This is a genomic window from Pseudomonas sp. S32 (assembly GCF_016648095.1).
GTDB classification, from domain to species: Bacteria; Pseudomonadota; Gammaproteobacteria; order Pseudomonadales; family Pseudomonadaceae; genus Aquipseudomonas; species Aquipseudomonas parafulva.
This window is the reverse complement of sequence record NZ_JACVVF010000008.1, coordinates 33,468-50,999: the sequence shown is the minus strand read 5'-3', so window position 1 is coordinate 50,999 and position 17,532 is coordinate 33,468. Positions and strand designations below refer to the sequence as shown.

17 protein-coding genes are annotated in these 17,532 nt (G+C 60.3%); all 17 read right to left on the bottom strand.

Features of this window, described 5'->3' with window-relative positions; translation table 11 throughout:
* Positions 1-136: 136 nt before the first annotated feature.
* Entirely contained in the window at positions 137-1,219 is a 1,083-nt protein-coding gene (gene ptaA / locus IAE38_RS06515; protein WP_201216672.1) for a pyoverdine biosynthesis transaminase PtaA, read from the bottom strand.
* 351 nt (positions 1,220-1,570) lie between these two features.
* On the bottom strand, positions 1,571-3,406 hold the full coding sequence (glmS, locus tag IAE38_RS06510) for a glutamine--fructose-6-phosphate transaminase (isomerizing) (protein ID WP_201216670.1): 1,836 nt from the start codon (positions 3,404-3,406) through the stop codon (positions 1,571-1,573).
* Positions 3,407-3,412: 6 nt separating this feature from the next.
* On the bottom strand, positions 3,413-4,186 hold the full coding sequence (locus IAE38_RS06505) for a DeoR/GlpR family DNA-binding transcription regulator (RefSeq protein ID WP_060480963.1): 774 nt from the start codon (positions 4,184-4,186) through the stop codon (positions 3,413-3,415).
* 170 nt (positions 4,187-4,356) lie between these two features.
* Positions 4,357-5,724 carry a bifunctional UDP-N-acetylglucosamine diphosphorylase/glucosamine-1-phosphate N-acetyltransferase GlmU gene (glmU, locus tag IAE38_RS06500; protein WP_201216669.1) on the bottom strand — a complete coding sequence of 456 codons (1,368 nt, stop codon included), beginning with the start codon at positions 5,722-5,724 and terminating at the stop codon, positions 4,357-4,359.
* Between the two features lie 120 nt (positions 5,725-5,844).
* Positions 5,845-6,264: a F0F1 ATP synthase subunit epsilon gene (locus IAE38_RS06495; RefSeq protein ID WP_028632808.1), complete on the bottom strand. Its 420-nt coding sequence runs from the start codon at positions 6,262-6,264 to the stop codon at positions 5,845-5,847.
* Between the two features lie 43 nt (positions 6,265-6,307).
* The gene (gene atpD, locus IAE38_RS06490) at positions 6,308-7,684 is read right to left on the bottom strand and encodes a F0F1 ATP synthase subunit beta (RefSeq protein ID WP_028632807.1); all 1,377 of its coding nucleotides are present in this window, start codon (positions 7,682-7,684) and stop codon (positions 6,308-6,310) included.
* A 27-nt stretch (positions 7,685-7,711) separates the two neighbouring features.
* Positions 7,712-8,572, bottom strand: coding sequence for a F0F1 ATP synthase subunit gamma (gene atpG, locus IAE38_RS06485; RefSeq protein WP_028632806.1), 861 nt, complete (start codon positions 8,570-8,572; stop codon positions 7,712-7,714).
* 48 nt (positions 8,573-8,620) lie between these two features.
* Entirely contained in the window at positions 8,621-10,165 is a 1,545-nt protein-coding gene (gene atpA, locus IAE38_RS06480; RefSeq protein WP_201216666.1) for a F0F1 ATP synthase subunit alpha, read from the bottom strand.
* A 21-nt stretch (positions 10,166-10,186) separates the two neighbouring features.
* Positions 10,187-10,723, bottom strand: coding sequence for a F0F1 ATP synthase subunit delta (locus tag IAE38_RS06475; protein ID WP_003253191.1), 537 nt, complete (start codon positions 10,721-10,723; stop codon positions 10,187-10,189).
* Between the two features lie 12 nt (positions 10,724-10,735).
* Complete coding sequence (locus IAE38_RS06470) at positions 10,736-11,206, bottom strand: F0F1 ATP synthase subunit B (RefSeq protein ID WP_003260032.1); 471 nt, start codon at positions 11,204-11,206, stop codon at positions 10,736-10,738.
* A gap of 56 nt (positions 11,207-11,262) precedes the next feature.
* Complete coding sequence (atpE, locus tag IAE38_RS06465; protein WP_003097235.1) at positions 11,263-11,520, bottom strand: F0F1 ATP synthase subunit C; 258 nt, start codon at positions 11,518-11,520, stop codon at positions 11,263-11,265.
* A 144-nt stretch (positions 11,521-11,664) separates the two neighbouring features.
* Positions 11,665-12,534, bottom strand: a complete 870-nt coding sequence (gene atpB / locus IAE38_RS06460) for a F0F1 ATP synthase subunit A (protein WP_028632803.1) — start codon at positions 12,532-12,534, stop codon at positions 11,665-11,667.
* Positions 12,535-12,550: 16 nt separating this feature from the next.
* Positions 12,551-12,958 (bottom strand): F0F1 ATP synthase subunit I, encoded by a 408-nt coding sequence (locus IAE38_RS06455; protein WP_028632802.1) that lies wholly within the window; start codon positions 12,956-12,958, stop codon positions 12,551-12,553.
* Between the two features lie 148 nt (positions 12,959-13,106).
* A complete protein-coding gene (locus tag IAE38_RS06450; RefSeq protein WP_028632801.1) occupies positions 13,107-13,979 on the bottom strand; it encodes a ParB/RepB/Spo0J family partition protein in 873 nt (290 codons plus the stop codon).
* Between the two features lie 9 nt (positions 13,980-13,988).
* The gene (locus tag IAE38_RS06445; RefSeq protein ID WP_201216664.1) at positions 13,989-14,780 is read right to left on the bottom strand and encodes a ParA family protein; all 792 of its coding nucleotides are present in this window, start codon (positions 14,778-14,780) and stop codon (positions 13,989-13,991) included.
* A gap of 18 nt (positions 14,781-14,798) precedes the next feature.
* The gene (rsmG, locus tag IAE38_RS06440) at positions 14,799-15,449 is read right to left on the bottom strand and encodes a 16S rRNA (guanine(527)-N(7))-methyltransferase RsmG (RefSeq protein ID WP_028632799.1); all 651 of its coding nucleotides are present in this window, start codon (positions 15,447-15,449) and stop codon (positions 14,799-14,801) included.
* Positions 15,446-17,338, bottom strand: coding sequence for a tRNA uridine-5-carboxymethylaminomethyl(34) synthesis enzyme MnmG (gene mnmG, locus IAE38_RS06435; protein WP_201216662.1), 1,893 nt, complete (start codon positions 17,336-17,338; stop codon positions 15,446-15,448). The genes rsmG and mnmG overlap by 4 nt, the downstream gene beginning before the upstream one ends.
* Between the last annotated feature and the right edge of the window lie 194 nt (positions 17,339-17,532).

Sequence of the window (17,532 nt, the reverse complement as noted above, 5' to 3'; positions counted from 1 at the left end):
TAAAGCCGTTGCCGCACGCGAAGTGGCGGCAACGGCTCTACTGAACGATGGAGCACCCGGATCAAGACTCCCGCGCTTCATCGAAGAGGCTGCTCAGCGCTGCCTAGCAGACCCCGGCAGCGCAGATGATGGTCGCTTAGCCGAGCACGTGGAAAAACGCGTCTTCGAAGCGGCGCATCTGCGCCTCATCACCTACGCTGACGCGGATCCACGTCGGCCAGCTCGGCCACACCCGTCCGACCAGCACGTTCTGCTCCTTGAGGGCCGCCACAATTGCCTCGGCGGGTCGGCGTATATCTACCATGAAACAGTTGGCCTGCGACGCCGTGCAGCACCAGCCGGCACCAGTCAGCCGCGCCACGGTGGCGTCACGAAGTTGCTGGTTACCCTGCTTGCGCCGTGCCACCAGGGTCGCGTCCTCAAGGCTGGCCAGCGCGCCACGCAAACTTGGCTCAGCGGCCACGTTGTAGCCGTCGAACTTCTCCAGCGCCTCCAGCAGAGGCGCCTGGCCGATGGCCAGACCGACTCGGGCACCGGCCATGCCGTACAGCTTGGAGAACGTGCGCAGCACCAGCAGGTTGGCGTGGGCTTTGACCAACGGGATGCAACTGGGCACATCGCTGAAATGGATGTACGCCTCATCGACCACTATCACACTGTCGGCCGGCGCCCTGCGCAACAGGCGCTCGATGTCTGCGGCAGGCGTAACGCTGCCGGTGGGGTTGTTGGGGTTGCACAGGTAGATCAGCCCAGGGTTCGGGTCGGCAGCCAGCATGGCGTCGACATCGTGCGCCTGCTGCGTATTCAGCGGCACGCTGTGCACGGTCGCGCCACGCGCTTCGGCGGTCTGTGTCGGGGCTTCGTAGGAGGGTTCAGGCACCACCAGGCTGCGTGGGCCAATGAAAGCATGCACCGCATTTTGCAACGCCAGCTTCGAACCGCAGAACACCTGCACCTGATCCTCGTCCACGCCCTGCTGGCGCGCGAACACTTCGATCAGCTGATATTGCAGGGGATACGGGTAGCGGCCACAGCCGGCGACCCCCTGATGCATCGCCGCCTGGACCGCCGCGCTGGGGCCGAACGGGCTTTCGTTGTAGTTCAGGCGCACCGGCGCCGCGGCGCCAGCAGCGGCTGCCGGCGCCGCCCAGCTCACTTGCCCGAGCAGCGGCAGCGCCGCGCCCAGGCCGACCAGACGACGGCGAGATAGACCTTCCATGACTCTGCGTCTCCTGAAATAGCTTCACTGGAGGACGCATTCGTGGCACCGGTGTTTAGGGTGGCATGGTGCCATGCCTTTGCCGGTCAAGCCTGGATGCACCAATGCAAAGCGAGACCGCCCCACAGCATCGCCGGCCAAGACATCCACCATTGCGTCATGCAGGTCTAAGACAAGCAACCGATTCATCGTTTTGGATTTGGAGAGGCATGAATGAGCGTCGACACAGGGTTGCGGTGAGCGCAACAGCTGAGAGGAGGTGCGTTACGAAGAAGGGAGCCAGTTAAGGCTCCCTCCGTCAGCGACAGTTTTAATTCTCAGAATCCACGTTTTATCCCAACAACCCCCCCATCACTCCACCGTCACCGACTTCGCCAAATTCCGCGGCTGATCCACATCAGTCCCCTTGAGCACAGCCACGTAATACGACAGCAACTGCAGCGGTATGGTGTACAGGATCGGCGCCAGGGCATCGGCGATGTGCGGTACCTGAACCACATGGGTACCTTCACCATTGCTCAGCCCGGCCTGCTCGTCGGCAAACACCACCAGCTCACCACCGCGGGCACGTACTTCCTGCAGGTTGGACTTGAGCTTTTCCAGCAGTTCGTTGTTCGGCGCAACGGTAACCACCGGCATGTCGTTGTCCACCAGCGCCAGCGGGCCGTGTTTCAGCTCGCCGGCCGGGTAGGCTTCGGCGTGGATGTACGAGATTTCCTTCAGCTTCAGTGCCCCCTCCATGGCAACGGGGTACTGGGCACCACGGCCCAGGAACAGGGTGTGGTGTTTGTCGGCGAACAGCTCGGCGATTTTTTCGACGGTAGCGTCCATGGCCAGGGCTTCACCCAGGCGGGCCGGCAGGCGACGTAGTTCTTCAACCAGCTCGGCCTCAACGCCGGCCGCCAGAGTGCCGCGCACCTGGCCCAGGGCCAGGGTCAGCAGCATCAGCGACACCAGCTGGGTGGTGAAGGCCTTGGTGGAGGCCACGCCGATTTCCGGGCCGGCCAGGGTCAGCAGGGTCAGGTCCGACTCACGCACCAGCGAGCTGATGCCGACGTTACAGATGGCCAGGCTGCCGAGGAAGCCCAGCTCTTTGGCGTTGCGCAGGGCCGCGAGGGTGTCGGCGGTTTCACCAGACTGGGAGATGGACACGAACAGCGTGTCGGGCTGCACCACCACCTTGCGGTAGCGGAACTCGCTGGCGACCTCTACCTGGCAAGGGATCCCCGCCAGGCTTTCCAGCCAGTAACGGGCAACCATACCTGCGTGGTAGCTGGTGCCGCAGGCCACGATCTGCACGTTGCGCACCTTGGCGAACAGCTCGGCCGCCTGTGGCCCGAAGGCCTGGACCAGCACGTGGTCAGTGCCCAGGCGGCCTTCGAGGGTGCGCTGTACCACGCGCGGTTGCTCGTGGATTTCCTTGAGCATGAAGTGGCGATACTGGCCTTTGTCAGCGGCTTCTGCCCCTTCGTGGTACTGCACGGTTTCGCGCTGAACCTCACGGCCACCCTGGTCCCAGATGCGCACCTGGTCACGGCGGATTTCGGCGATGTCCCCTTCTTCAAGGTACATGAAGCGGTCAGTGACCTGGCGCAGCGCCAGTTGGTCGGACGCCAGGAAGTTCTCACCCAGGCCCAAGCCGATGACCAGCGGGCTGCCGCTGCGCGCGGCCACCAGGCGGTCGGGTTGGTGGGTGCTGATCAGCGCCAGGCCATAGGCGCCATGCAGGCGCTTGACCGCTGCCTTGAGGGCGTCGGCCAGGTCCGGGAGGCTTTTGAGGGTGTGGTGGATAAGGTGGACGATGACTTCGGTGTCGGTCTGCGATGCGAACACATAGCCCAGCCCCTTGAGCTCTTCGCGCAGCGCTTCGTGGTTCTCGATGATGCCGTTGTGCACCACAGCCACTTCATGGCCAGAGAAATGGGGGTGTGCATTGCCTTCGGTAGGTGCGCCGTGGGTAGCCCAACGGGTATGGGCAATGCCCAGGCGCCCGGCAACCGGCTCGGCCGCCACAGCGGCTTCCAGCTCGCTGACCTTGCCAATACGGCGGCGACGCTGCAGCTCGCCGTCCTGTGTCAGCACGGCCAGGCCTGCACTGTCGTACCCTCGGTATTCCAGCCGCTTCAGGCCCTCGATCAGGATGGCGGTGATGTTGCGCTCGGCGACTGCACCCACGATTCCACACATGTCTATTTACTCCTGGCTGATCGCGGCGCAGATCAGGTTGACGCCGCGGGCTTGAATTTGTTGGCGTGCCTCACTGGGCAGGCGTTCGTCTGTGATCAGGGTGTGCACCCTGCTCCAGGGCAGTTCGAGGTTGGGGATCTTGCGCCCGACCTTGTCGGACTCGACCATCACGATCACTTCACGGGCGACTTCGGCCATCACCCGGCTCAAACCCAGCAGTTCATTGAACGTGGTGGTGCCACGGCTCAGGTCGATGCCGTCGGCACCGATGAACAACTGGTCGAAGTCGTAGGACCGCAACACCTGCTCGGCCACCTGGCCCTGGAACGATTCCGAGTGGGGGTCCCAGGTGCCACCGGTCATCAACAACACCGGCTCGTGCTCGATTTCGCTGATGGCGCGGGCCACGTTGAGCGAGTTGGTCATCACCACCAGCCCAGGCTGGCGCCCCAGTTCAGGGATCATGGCCGCGGTGGTGCTGCCACTGTCGATGATGATGCGAGCATGCTCGCGAATAAGGCCTACCGCCGCACGGGCAATTGCCCGCTTGTAGGCAGACACCGGCTGGGCCGGTTCCACCAGCAGCTCCTGCGGTACCGGTACGGCACCACCATAGCGACGCAGCAACAGCCCGTTGCTCTCCAGCGCGGCCAAGTCTTTGCGGATGGTCACTTCGGAGGTATCGAAACGCTTGGCGAGAGCATCGACCGTCACCTCGCCGTGCTCGCTGAGCAGAGCCAGGATGTTGTGCCGACGCTGAGGTGTGTTTCGTTTCGACATTGGGCTGTTAAGTTTCGTTTCGAAAGATAATGGTTGCAATCAAAACCTAAGCCAGCGCGATCGTCAAGGTGTGGATAAAATTTCCTGACCAAAAGTAATGCAGCACCCCAGAAATAAAAAAGCCGACTTATTCACATAAATCGGCTTTGGCGTAGAAGGCTGTGGATAACTCAGCTCTTCTTGATTTTCTCCGGCCGCTTCCAGCCGCTGATATTACGCTGTCGGGCACGTGCCACGGCCAATTCACCCGCCTCGACGGCCTGATTGATGGTGGAACCTGCCGCAGTGGTTGCGCCGGCTTTGATTTCCACCGGTGCCACCAGCGAATTGTTGGAGCCGATGAACACGTCCTCGCCCATCACGGTCTTGAACTTGTTGGCACCGTCGTAGTTGCAGGTGATGGTGCCGGCGCCGATGTTGGTACGCGCGCCAACCTCGGCATCGCCCAGGTAGGTCAGGTGGCCCGCCTTGGCGCCTTCACCCAGGTGGGCGTTCTTCAGCTCGACGAAGTTACCCACATGGGCCTTGGCCTCCAGCACACTGCCTGGGCGCAGACGGGCGAACGGGCCAGCATCACTGCCCTCGCCCATCACCGCGCCGTCCAGGTGGCTGTTGGCCTTGATGATCACGCCCTTGCGCAAGGTGCTGTCCTTGATCACGCAGTTCGGGCCAATCTGCACGTCATCCTCGATGACCACCTTGCCTTCAAGAACGACGTTGATGTCGATCAGCACATCCCGGCCCACGGTCACATCGCCGCGCACATCAAAGCGCGCCGGATCACGCAGGGTGACCCCTTGGGCCATGAGCCGACGGCCTTCTCGCAACTGGTAGTGACGCTCAAGCTCTGCCAGCTGGCGGCGGTCGTTGGCGCCCTGCACTTCCATGGGGTCGTGAGGCTGCTCGGTGGCCACCTCGAGGCCATCGGCCACGGCCATGGCGATCACGTCAGTGAGGTAGTACTCGCCTTGGGCGTTGTTGTTGGACAACCGGCCCATCCAGTCAGCCAAACGTGCGGCAGGCAGGGCCAGGATGCCGGTGTTGCCCTCGTTGATGGCCTTCTGCGCGTCGCTGGCATCCTTGTGCTCCACGATGGCCGTAACCTTGCCGTCAGTGTTGCGCACGATCCGGCCATAGCCGGTCGGGTCCTGCAGCGTGACGGTCAGCAGCCCCAGGCGCTGCTCACTGGCCTTGGCCAGCAGCCGTTGCAGGGTCTGCACTTCGATCAGTGGCACATCACCGTAAAGCACCAGCACCGTATCGGCAGTAAGGGCCGGCAGCGCCTGTGCCAGTGCATGGCCAGTGCCCAGTTGCTTGTCCTGCATGACGAAGTTCAGGTCGTCACTCGCCAGCCGTTGCTGCACCAACTCGGCGCCGTGGCCAACCACCACATGAATGCCTTGTGGCTGCAACTGCCGGGCGCTGTGGATAACATGGCCGAGCATGGAGTTGCCGGCTACCGGGTGCAACACCTTGGGCAGCGCCGAGCGCATGCGGGTGCCTTGGCCGGCGGCGAGAATAACGATATCGAGTGACATTGACTGGCTACCAATCCTGGGCGGTCAGTGAAATGACCGGAGGGGAATTCGGAAAAAGAAAAAGGGTAGCCGAGGCTACCCTTTTACTCAATCGCAACAGCAGTGATCAGCGTGGGCCGATTACTTGCCTCTGCGCATTTGCTGGACGGTACGCAGCTGCGCTGCGGCCTCGGCCAGACGTGCGGCGGCGGCACCGTAGTCGAAGTCCGCGCCTTTCAGATTCAGGGCGTTCTCGGCAGCCTTGAGGGCTTCCTGAGCCTGCGCTTCATCCAGGTCTGCAGCACGTTGCACGGTATCGGCAAGCACCTTGACCATGTTCGGCTGAACCTCGAGGAAACCACCAGAGATGTAGAACACCTCTTGGGCGCCACCCTGCCTGGTCAGCGTGATCGGACCTGGCTTCAGATTGGTGATCAGCGGCGCGTGGCCTGGAGCGATACCAAGATCACCCAGGTTACCGTGCGCAACCACCATCTCGACCAGACCGGAGAAGATCTCTCCTTCCGCGCTGACGATATCGCAATGGACTGTCATAGCCATCTGCTTGCCTCAACCTGATAGCGCCCCTTGCGGGGCGCAGGAATTACAGTTTCTTGGCTTTCTCGATCGCTTCGTCGATGCTGCCGACCATGTAGAACGCTTGTTCTGGCAGGTGGTCGTAGTCACCTTTGAGGATGCCGCTGAAGCCAGCGATGGTGTCTTTCAGGGAAACGTACTTGCCTGGCGAACCGGTGAAGACTTCGGCTACGAAGAACGGCTGCGACAGGAAGCGCTGGATCTTACGAGCGCGGGCTACCAGTTGCTTGTCGGTCTCGGACAGCTCGTCCATACCCAGGATCGCGATGATGTCCTTCAGCTCTTTGTAGCGCTGCAGAACATACTGAACGCCACGCGCGGTGTCGTAGTGCTCGTTGCCGATCACGTTCGGGTCCAGCTGGCGCGAAGTCGAGTCCAGTGGGTCGACCGCTGGGTAGATACCCAGGGAGGCGATGTCACGGGACAGAACGACGGTGGCGTCCAAGTGGGCGAAGGTGGTCGCCGGCGATGGGTCGGTCAAGTCGTCCGCAGGTACGTATACGGCCTGAACGGAGGTAATCGAACCTTCCTTGGTGGAGGTGATGCGCTCTTGCAGAACGCCCATCTCTTCAGCCAGGGTCGGCTGGTAACCTACTGCCGAAGGCATACGGCCCAGCAGTGCGGATACTTCGGTACCGGCCAGGGTGTAACGGTAGATGTTGTCGACGAACAGCAGAACGTCGTTACCCTCGTCACGGAACTTCTCAGCCATGGTCAGGCCGGTCAGCGCTACGCGCAGACGGTTTCCTGGTGGCTCGTTCATCTGACCGTAGACCAAGGCTACTTTGTCGAGAACGTTGGAGTCCTTCATCTCGTGGTAGAAGTCGTTACCCTCACGAGTACGCTCACCCACACCCGCGAACACGGAATAACCGCTGTGTTCCATGGCGATGTTACGGATCAGTTCCATCATGTTTACGGTCTTGCCGACACCGGCACCACCGAACAGACCAACCTTACCACCCTTGGCGAACGGGCAAACCAGGTCGATAACCTTGATGCCGGTTTCCAGCAGGTCGTTGCCGCCCGCCTGGTCAGCGAACGAAGGCGCTGGCTGGTGGATACCGCGACGCTCTTCTTCACCGATCGGGCCGGCTTCGTCGATTGGGTTACCCAGGACGTCCATGATACGGCCCAGGGTGGCCTTGCCGACTGGAACCGAAATGGCCGCGCCGGTATCGACAACGCCCAGACCGCGCTTCAGACCTTCGGTCGAGCCCATCGCAATGGTACGAACCACGCCGTCGCCCAGCTGCTGCTGAACTTCCAGGGTGGTTTCCGCGCCTTGTACTTTCAGCGCGTTGTAAACACTCGGCACGACGTCACGTGGGAATTCCACGTCGATGACGGCGCCGATGATTTGAACGATACGTCCGCTACTCATAGCTGGATCCTCTGAATATGTGAACCGTTAAACCGCGGCAGCGCCGCCGACGATTTCCGAGATCTCCTGGGTGATCGCAGCCTGACGCGCCTTGTTGTAGATCAACTGAAGCTCTTTGATCAAATCACCGGCGTTGTCTGTGGCGTTTTTCATGGCGATCATCCGGGCCGCTTGTTCAGCAGCGTTGTTCTCGACCACCGCCTGGTACACCTGCGACTCCACATAACGCACCATCAAGCCGTCCAGCAGCTCTTTTGCGTCGGGTTCGTACAGGTAATCCCAGTGGTGCTTGAGATCCTGATCCGGGGTTGCCACCAACGGTACCAATTGCTCGACCGTTGGCTTCTGGGTCATGGTGTTGATGAACTTGTTCGAAACCACCGAAAGGCGATCGATACGGCCGTCCAGGTAGGCGTCCAGCATCACTTTGACGGAGCCGATCAGGTCATTGATCGATGGCTCTTCGCCCAGGTGGCTGATCGCGGCTACAACGTTGCCGCCAAAGATGCGGAAGAAAGTCGCACCCTTGCTGCCGATCACGCACAGGTCGATTTCCACGCCCTGTTCGCGGTTTACGTTCATGTCCTTGACCAAGGCCTTGAACAGGTTGGTATTCAAGCCACCGCACAAACCACGGTCACTGCTCACCACGATATAACCAACGCGCTTTACAGGGCGCTCGATCATGAACGGGTGGCGGTATTCCGGGTTGGCGTTGGCCAGATGACCGATCACCTGGCGGATACGCTCCGCGTAAGGACGGCTAGCAGCCATGCGCATTTGTGCCTTGCGCATTTTGCTGACCGCCACTTTCTCCATGGCGCTGGTAATTTTTTGCGTGCTTTTGATGCTCGCAATCTTACTGCGAATCTCTTTTGCGCCTGCCATGTATCACCTATCAGGTTAGCAAGCGGGGGCCTGAGCCCCCGCTGCGGCTTACCAGGTCTGGGTGGCCTTGAACTTCTCGATACCGGCTTTCAGGCCTGCGTCGATTTCGTCGTTGAAGTCACCCTTCACGTTGATCTTCGCCATCAGTTCAGCGTGATCACGGTGGAAGAAGGCGATCAGTGCTTGCTCGAAGCTGCCGACCTTGGAGACTTCTACGTCAGTCAGGAAACCACGCTCAGCGGCGTACAGCGACAGCGCCATGTCCGCGATGGACATCGGTGCGTACTGCTTCTGCTTCATCAGCTCGGTTACGCGCTGACCATGCTCCAGCTGCTTGCGGGTCGCTTCGTCCAGATCGGAAGCGAACTGGGCGAATGCAGCCAGCTCACGGTACTGAGCCAGAGCGGTACGGATACCACCGGACAGTTTCTTGATGATCTTGGTCTGAGCGGCACCACCTACGCGGGATACCGAAACACCGGCGTTCACTGCAGGGCGGATGCCCGAGTTGAACATGGCCGATTCCAGGAAGATCTGACCGTCGGTGATGGAAATCACGTTGGTCGGAACGAACGCGGAAACGTCGCCAGCCTGGGTTTCGATGATCGGCAGCGCGGTCAGGGAACCGGTTTTGCCAGTCACTGCGCCATTGGTGAACTTCTCTACGTACTCTTCCGAAACGCGCGATGCACGCTCCAGCAGACGGGAGTGGAGATAGAACACGTCGCCTGGGTACGCTTCACGTCCTGGTGGACGGCGCAGCAGCAGGGAGATCTGACGGTAAGCAACGGCTTGCTTGGACAGGTCATCGTAAACGATCAGTGCGTCTTCGCCGCGGTCACGGAAGAATTCGCCCATGGTGCAACCGGCGTAAGGCGCCAGGAATTGCAGTGCGGCGGATTCCGAGGCGCTGGCAACCACCACGATGGTGTTTTTCAGTGCGTCGTTTTCTTCCAGCTTGCGAACGATGTTGGCAACGGTCGAACGCTTCTGGCCGACAGCCACATAAACACAGAAAATACCGGAGTCTTTCTGGTTGATGATGGCGTCGATGGCCATGGCGGTCTTGCCGATCTGACGGTCACCGATGATCAGCTCACGCTGGCCACGGCCGACAGGGATCATGGCGTCGACGGACTTGTAGCCAGTCTGTACAGGCTGGTCTACCGACTTACGCCAGATCACGCCTGGAGCAACTTTCTCGACCGCATCGGTCTCGGTGTTGCCCAGCGGGCCTTTGCCGTCGATCGGGTTACCCAGTGCGTCGACAACGCGACCCAGCAGTTCCTTACCAACCGGAACTTCCAGGATGCGGCCGGTGCACTTGGCGCTCATGCCTTCGGCGAGGGTGTCATAGGCACCCAGGATCACTGCACCCACGGAGTCTTGCTCCAGGTTCAGTGCCATACCGTAGACGCCGCCAGGGAACTCGATCATTTCGCCGTACATGACGTCGGCCAGACCGTGGATCCGCACGATACCGTCGGAAACCGAAACGACGGTACCTTCGTTACGGGCTTGGGAGCTCACATCGAGGTTGTCGATGCGGCCCTTGATGATTTCACTAATTTCGGAAGGATTGAGTTGCTGCATTGCTCTGCTGCCCCTTCAAACTCAAGATTTCAATGCTTCGGCCAGTTTCGCGATTTTGCCGCGAACAGAGCCATCGATTACCAGGTCACCGGCGCGGATGACGACGCCGCCAATCAGGCTGGCATCCTCCGACGCGTGCAGGCGCACTTCCTGGCCTAACCGTGCACTGAGAACCTTGGCGAGTTTGTCTTGCTGTTCTTGGTTCAACGCGAAGGCACTGGTGACTTCCACGTCCACGGATTTCTCTTGCTCGGCCTTGTACAGGTCGAACAGAGCGGCAATCTCCGGCAGAAGCAGGAGACGGTCGTTTTCCGCGGCAACATGAATGAAATTCTGTGCCTGTGCATTGAACTTGTCACCGCACACGTCAATGAACGTGGCGGCCTTTTCTGCGCTCGTCAGTCGCGGGGCCTTGAGCAGGCGCTGCATGGTGTCGTCTTGCGACACCGCAGCAGCCAGGCCGAGCATGGCTGACCAATTGGCCAGTTGCTGATGGGCCTGGGCATGCTCAAAGGCAGCCTTAGCGTAAGGTCGGGCCAACGTGGTCAGTTCTGCCATGATCGCCCTCGCTTAAATTTCAGCGGCCAGTTTGTTAACCAGCTCCGCATGCGCGTTTTGATCGATTGTGGCGCCAAGGATCTTTTCAGCACCGCCAACGGCCAGGGCACCCACTTGGGCACGCAGGGCGTCTTTAGCGCTGTTCAGTTCCTGTTCGATCTCGGCCAGAGCCTGAGCCTTCACACGGTCAGCTTCGACGCGGGCCTGATCACGGGCTTCCTCGACAAGCTGAGCAGCGCGTTTCTTGCTTTGCTCAATGATTTCGGCTGCCTGTGCTTTAGCTTCGCGCAGTTGCTGACCCGCTTTTTCTTGGGCCAGCTCCAGGTCACGAGCTGCGCGGTTGGCAGCGTCCAAGCCGTCGGCAATCTTCTTTTGGCGCTCTTGCAGAGCAGTGATGACCGGAGGCCATACGTACTTCATGCAGAAGAGTACAAAAATCAGAAAAGCAACGGATTGGCCAATCAGGGTTGCATTAATGTTCACGCCAACACCTCGCTCGGTCTTAATTCATACAGCCATCAACTCGTGAAGACGAGTGATTAGCCGGCGATCTGACCAACGAACGGATTCGCGAAGGTGAAGAACAGAGCGATACCCACACCGATCATGGTGACGGCGTCGAGCAGACCGGCAACGATGAACATTTTGACCTGCAGCATCGGAACCATTTCAGGCTGACGAGCAGCGCCTTCCAGGAACTTGCCGCCCAGCAGGCCGAAACCAATGGCGGTACCCAGAGCACCCAGGCCGATCAGCAGAGCAACAGCGATAGCGGTCAGACCAACTACAGTTTCCATCTTTCCTCCCGACTTTTACGTCGTATTGGTTAGGTTTTTAGTTTGAAGCGGTAAAACAAATCGTTTGGTACAGCATGCCCTTGCGGACTTTTTAAGCCCTCCCCCCAAACGAGCGGGGAAGGCTATCAGACACGCCAGGCGGTCTTAATGGTTATCTTCGTGCGCCATCGACAGGTAGACGATGGTGAGCATCATGAAGATGAAGGCTTGCAGGGTGATGATCAGGATGTGGAACACAGCCCACGCCCATTGCAGCACGATGCCGAGGCCGCTGAGCCACAGCAGGCCCGAGCCGAACATGACCGCGATCAGGATGAACACCAGTTCGCCGGCGTACATGTTGCCGAACAGTCGCAGGGCCAGGGAAATTGGCTTGGCGATCAGGGTGACGAATTCCAGCAGGAAGTTCACCGGGATCAGCAAGATCTGCACGAAGATGTTCTTGCTGCCGAACGGGTGCAGGGTCAGCTCACCAATGAAGCCGCCCAGGCCCTTGACCTTGATGCTGTAGAAGATGATCAGGGCGAACACGCAGAAGGCCATGGCCAGGGTCGCGTTCGGGTCGGTGGTGGACACGGCACGGAACGGAATGTGCGGGTCACCGGAAATCAGGATGGCCAGCTGAGGAATCCAGTCGACCGGTACCAGGTCGACAGCGTTCATCAGGAACACCCAGACGAAGATGGTCAGCGCCAGCGGGGCGATCACCGGGCTACGGCCATGGAAGGAGTCCTTCACGCTGCCGTTGACGAAGTCCACCATCACTTCCACGAAGTTCTGCAGGCCGCCGGGTTGGCCGGAAGTCGCCTTCTTGGCCGCCATGCGGAAGATGAACAGGAAGATCAGACCCAGCGCGACGGACCAACCCAGGGTGTCCAGGTGGAACGCCCAGAAGCCCATTGCCTTGGCTTCTGCAGCCGAATGGGCGAAGCCCCAGCTGCCGTCTGGTAGTTGACCGTAGGTCAGGTTCTGCAAGTGGTGCTGGATATAGCCCGAAGCGGTTTCTGCTGCCATGGTTGCCTCAAACGCCCTAAGGTCTCGAAAGTCTTTTATTCATCAGCAGGGGCGCGAACCAGCTGACCAAAAGGGTCAGCACGAAGACGCCGAATACTGCTAACGGCGCCAATGGCTTCACTCCTGCAAAGGTCAGTGCAAACAGCACTGCCGTCAAAATCATCTTGCCTGCCTCGCCCGCGTAAAACGACTTGACGATGGCTTGTGCCGCCCGTGCCCCGCTGAAGCGAAAAGCCTTCCAGGCGAAATACACATTGGGTAGCCACGCGATCAGGCCTCCACAAAGGCCCGAATAACCGCTGACCGCCCCTCCCCACTGCCACAACACCAATGCTGCCAGCAGCAGTACAACAAATTGAGCCAGCAGTACTGGAAAAACCGCCCAGCGATGGAAAGGCAAGCGGTTTGGCGTGCGTATTTCCATCACAACTGCTCCCCGAAAGTCGACCAACCCGTCAGCTATGACTTGGCATAATTTGTGCCGACAAAATGCGCGCAGAGTATAGGGGTGGATTAACCCCTATTCAACTCTTCGTAGTGATTTACGGCCGCACGCTACAACGGGAATTGTTTCAGCGGATGTGAGCAAGCACGCCCTGCAACTCGTCCAGCGAGTTATAACGAATGACCAGCTGCCCCTTGCCCTTGTTGCCATGGCGAATCTGCACCGCAGAGCCCAGCCGCTCTGCCAGCCGCTGTTCAAGGCGTGCGATGTCCGGATCAGGTTTGCCCGGTTCTACCGGATCAGGTTTGTCACTCAGCCACTGACGCACCAGCGCCTCGGTTTGGCGCACGGTCAGCCCACGTGCGACAACATGACGCGCCCCCTCCTCCTGGCGATGCTCTTCCAGGCCGAGCAGGGCACGGGCGTGGCCCATTTCCAGGTCACCGTGCGCGAGCATGGTCTTGATCGCATCGGGCAAGGTAATCAGGCGCAGCAGGTTGGCCACCGTCACCCGCGACTTGCCCACGGCGTCGGCCACCTGTTGCTGGGTCAGCTCGAACTCCTGCTGCAGGCGCTGCAAGGCGAGTGCCTCCTCCAGCGGGTTAAGGTCCTCGCGCTGGATGTTTTCGATCAGCGCCATGGCGATGGCGGTTTCGTCGGGCACCTCGCGGACCATGGCAGGGATGGTGTCCAGGCCGGCCTGCTGGGTGGCGCGCCAGCGGCGCTCACCGGCAATGATCTCGTAGCGGTTGTCGCCGATCGGACGCACCACAATGGGCTGCATCACCCCGTGGCTGCGGATCGAATGGGCGAGTTCTTCGAGCGCCTGTGGATCCATGTCGCGTCGCGGCTGGTACTTGCCGCGCTGAATCAACTCCACGGGCAGGTGTTGCAGTTCCTTCTGGTCGATCTTTACAGCCTGCTCTTCGAGCGCGCTGACGGAAGGACCGCTGAGCAGCGCATCCAACCCACGTCCGAGACCTCGTTTCTTGACGGCCATGCGGATTCCTTAAGTTGTTTGTGCAGTGCGGGTTTGACGACGCTGACGGCGAACCAGTTCGCCAGCCAGGGCCAGGTAGGCCAGCGCGCCACGCGATTGCTTGTCGTAGGCCAGCGCCGGCATGCCGAAACTGGGCGCTTCGGCCAAGCGGATGTTGCGTGGGATCACGGTGTCGTACAGCTGCTGGCCAAAGTGCTCCTTCAGCTGCGCAGAAACATCGTTGTTCAGGCTGAGGCGCGGGTCGTACATGGTCCGCAACAGGCCCTCGATCTTGAGCTCGGGGTTCAGCCGTGCAGCGATGCGCTTGATGTTATCCACAAGGTCGCTCAGGCCTTCCAGCGCGTAGTACTCGCACTGCATGGGGATGATCACGCCATTGGACGCAACCAGGGCGTTGAGCGTGAGCATCGACAGCGACGGCGGGCAGTCGATCAGAATGAAATCGTAATTGTCGCGGATGGGCGCCAGTGCATTGCGCAGGCGGCTCTCCTTGACCTGCATCTCCAGCAGCACCACTTCGGCTGCGGTCAGGTCACGGTTGGCCGGCAGCAACTGGAAACCACCATGCTCGGAATAGTGCATGGCCTGGGCCAGGTCACATTCGCCGATCAGCAGGTCGTACACCGAGTGCTCGAGCTCGTGCTTGTCCACCCCGCTGCCCATGGTGGCGTTGCCCTGCGGATCGAGGTCGATCAGCAGCACACGGCGCTTGGTCGCAGCCAGCGAGGCCGCGAGATTGATACAGGTGGTGGTCTTGCCTACACCACCTTTCTGGTTCGCGATTGCGAATACCTTAGCCATTGTTGCGTGTGTTCCCAGTCAAGCCTTGCGGCGCAGTATCAGCAGATGGCGCTGGCCCTGGCAACCCGGAACGGTCAGGGCCTGCTCGCTTTCCACTGTGAAGTCTGCGGGCAATGCTACCAGTTCATCGGCAGGATGCAGCCCCTTCATTGCAAGCCATTGCGTCCCGGTGTCGCCCAGGTGGCGGGTCCAGTTGGTGAAGTTCTCCATGCTGCTGAACGCACGGGAGACGATGCCATCGAACGGACGTGCAGGCTCGAACGCCTCCACGCGGCTGTGGATAACCGTGAGGTTGTCCAGCTTGAGCTCCATTTTCACCTGGGTCAGAAAGCGCGTTTTCTTGCCATTGGCATCCAGCACCGTCACACGCTTGTGCGGATGCAGAATAGCCAATGGCACCCCAGGCATGCCACCGCCGCTGCCCACGTCCAGCCATTCATGGCGTTCGCTGTGGATAAACGGCATCACGCTGAGGCTGTCGAGCAAGTGGCGCGAAACCATCTCGTCGGGGTCGCGCACAGCGGTGAGGTTGTAGGCTTTGTTCCATTTGATCAACAGAGCAAGGTAGCCAAGCAGCTTGTCGTGTTGCTCCGGGCTCAGTGGCACCCCCAGTTCGCGGGCACCTGTGGACAACTCTTCGGCATGTTGCGGGGTGACCAGGGCACTCAAGCGCTTTGCTCCAACTCGCGGCCGGCGCCGCGTTTTTTCAGGTGAATGAGCAACAGGGAGATCGCGGCCGGTGTAACACCGGGGATGCGCGAAGCCTGGCCCAGGGTTTCGGGGCGCGTCTGGCCCAGCTTGCCCTGAATCTCCTTGGACAAGCCAGAAATGCTCGAATAGTCGATATCCACAGGCAGGCGCGTGTCCTCGCTGGCCCGCAGGCGAGCGATCTCGTCCTGCTGGCGGTCGATGTACCCGGCGTACTTGGTGCGGATTTCCACCTGTTCGGCAACCTGCGGGTCAATCGGCTCACCGTTGGTGGCCTCAATCAGCCCGGCGTAGTCGATTTCAGGGCGCGCCAGCAGGTTGAGCAGGCTGTATTCATGGCTGAGCGGCGTGCCGAACTTATCCACAATGGCCTGACCTTGTTCAGTATTCGGCCGCACCCAGGTGGTTTTCAGGCGCTGCTCTTCACGCTCGATATCGTCGCGCTTGGTGCAGAACGCTGCCCAGCGCTGGTCATCGATCAGGCCCAGTTCGCGGCCTTTTTCGGTAAGCCGCAGGTCGGCGTTGTCTTCGCGCAGAATCAGGCGGTACTCGGCACGGGAGGTGAACATGCGGTACGGCTCCTGGGTACCCAGGGTAATCAGGTCGTCGACCAGCACACCGATGTACGCCTCGTCGCGCCGCGGGCACCAGCTGTCGCGGCCCTGGGCACGCAGTGCGGCGTTGGTCCCGGCCAGCAGGCCCTGGGCGCCGGCTTCCTCGTAACCCGTGGTGCCGTTGATCTGGCCGGCGAAGAACAAACCGCCGATAACCTTGGTTTCAAGGCTGTACTTCAGATCGCGTGGGTCGAAGTAGTCGTACTCGATGGCGTAACCGGGGCGAACGATGTGGGCATTTTCCATACCCCGAATCGACCGTACCAGCTCCAGCTGCACGTCAAACGGCAGCGAAGTGGAGATGCCGTTTGGGTAAAGCTCATGGGTGTTCAGGCCTTCCGGCTCGATGAATACCTGATGGCTTTCCTTGTCGGCGAAGCGGTGGATCTTGTCTTCGATCGACGGGCAGTAGCGCGGCCCAACCCCCTCGATAACCCCTGAATACATGGGCGAGCGGTCGAGGTTGGAAGCGATGATGTCGTGGGTCCGCGCATTGGTGTGGGTGATCCAGCAACTGACCTGGCGCGGGTGCATGCCCGCATTGCCCATGAACGACATCACCGGAATCGGGGTATCGCCGGGCTGCTCGGTCATCACCGAGAAGTCCACGGAGCGGCCATCGATACGCGGCGGGGTACCGGTTTTCAGGCGACCGACCCGCAGCGGGAGTTCACGCATGCGGTGTGCCAGGGCGATCGAGGGTGGGTCACCGGCGCGACCGCCGGAATGGTTTTGCATGCCGATATGGATCAGCCCGCCGAGGAATGTGCCAGTGGTCAGTACCACGGCATCGGCGAAGAAACGCAGGCCCATCTGGGTGACGACACCCTTGACCTCGTCCTGCTCGACGATCAGGTCATCGCAGGACTGCTGGAATATCCACAGGTTCGGCTGGTTTTCCAGGATCTCGCGGACCACTGCCTTGTAGATGGCGCGGTCTGCCTGTGCCCGGGTTGCCCGAACGGCTGGGCCTTTGCGGTTGTTCAGCACACGGAACTGGATACCGCTCTTGTCGGTAGCCAGGGCCATGGCGCCGCCCAGGGCATCGATCTCTTTGACCAGATGGCTCTTGCCAATACCGCCAATAGCGGGGTTGCAGCTCATGTGACCGAGGGTTTCCACGTTGTGGGTCAGCAGCAGGGTTTTTACACCCATGCGTGCAGACGCAAGCGCAGCCTCGGTACCGGCATGGCCGCCGCCGATGACGATCACTTCAAAACGGGAAGGGAAATCCACCACGCACCTCGTGCCTGTTTTTGCGAATAGAGAAGGTAAGCCGACAAGTATAGGGACTTCCCCCCCCTTAAAGGAACCGCCTGAGCAAATTTTGACCAGTCTGTGGATGAATGGCAGACAACAGAAATCAAAGAAGAGAAATTTATAAAAGCTTTGTTTTTATGTTTATTCTTATGCACAGCCTTATCTGTGGA

Excerpts from the sequence above, each read along its gene's own strand:
- atpE (WP_003097235.1), bottom strand. The coding sequence starts at position 11,520 with ATGGAAACTGTAGTTGGTCTGACCGCTATCGCTGTTGCTCTGCTGATC.
- IAE38_RS06445 (WP_201216664.1), bottom strand. The coding sequence starts at position 14,780 with ATGGCTAAGGTATTCGCAATCGCGAACCAGAAAGGTGGTGTAGGCAAG.
- atpD (WP_028632807.1), bottom strand. The coding sequence starts at position 7,684 with ATGAGTAGCGGACGTATCGTTCAAATCATCGGCGCCGTCATCGACGTG.
- IAE38_RS06495 (WP_028632808.1), bottom strand. The coding sequence starts at position 6,264 with ATGGCTATGACAGTCCATTGCGATATCGTCAGCGCGGAAGGAGAGATC.
- atpB (WP_028632803.1), bottom strand. The coding sequence starts at position 12,534 with ATGGCAGCAGAAACCGCTTCGGGCTATATCCAGCACCACTTGCAGAAC.
- IAE38_RS06450 (WP_028632801.1), bottom strand. The coding sequence starts at position 13,979 with ATGGCCGTCAAGAAACGAGGTCTCGGACGTGGGTTGGATGCGCTGCTC.
- atpG (WP_028632806.1), bottom strand. The coding sequence starts at position 8,572 with ATGGCAGGCGCAAAAGAGATTCGCAGTAAGATTGCGAGCATCAAAAGC.
- IAE38_RS06475 (WP_003253191.1), bottom strand. The coding sequence starts at position 10,723 with ATGGCAGAACTGACCACGTTGGCCCGACCTTACGCTAAGGCTGCCTTT.
- IAE38_RS06505 (WP_060480963.1), bottom strand. The coding sequence starts at position 4,186 with ATGTCGAAACGAAACACACCTCAGCGTCGGCACAACATCCTGGCTCTG.
- atpA (WP_201216666.1), bottom strand. The coding sequence starts at position 10,165 with ATGCAGCAACTCAATCCTTCCGAAATTAGTGAAATCATCAAGGGCCGC.
- glmS (WP_201216670.1), bottom strand. The coding sequence starts at position 3,406 with ATGTGTGGAATCGTGGGTGCAGTCGCCGAGCGCAACATCACCGCCATC.
- ptaA (WP_201216672.1), bottom strand. The coding sequence starts at position 1,219 with ATGGAAGGTCTATCTCGCCGTCGTCTGGTCGGCCTGGGCGCGGCGCTG.
- IAE38_RS06455 (WP_028632802.1), bottom strand. The coding sequence starts at position 12,958 with ATGGAAATACGCACGCCAAACCGCTTGCCTTTCCATCGCTGGGCGGTT.
- glmU (WP_201216669.1), bottom strand. The coding sequence starts at position 5,724 with ATGTCACTCGATATCGTTATTCTCGCCGCCGGCCAAGGCACCCGCATG.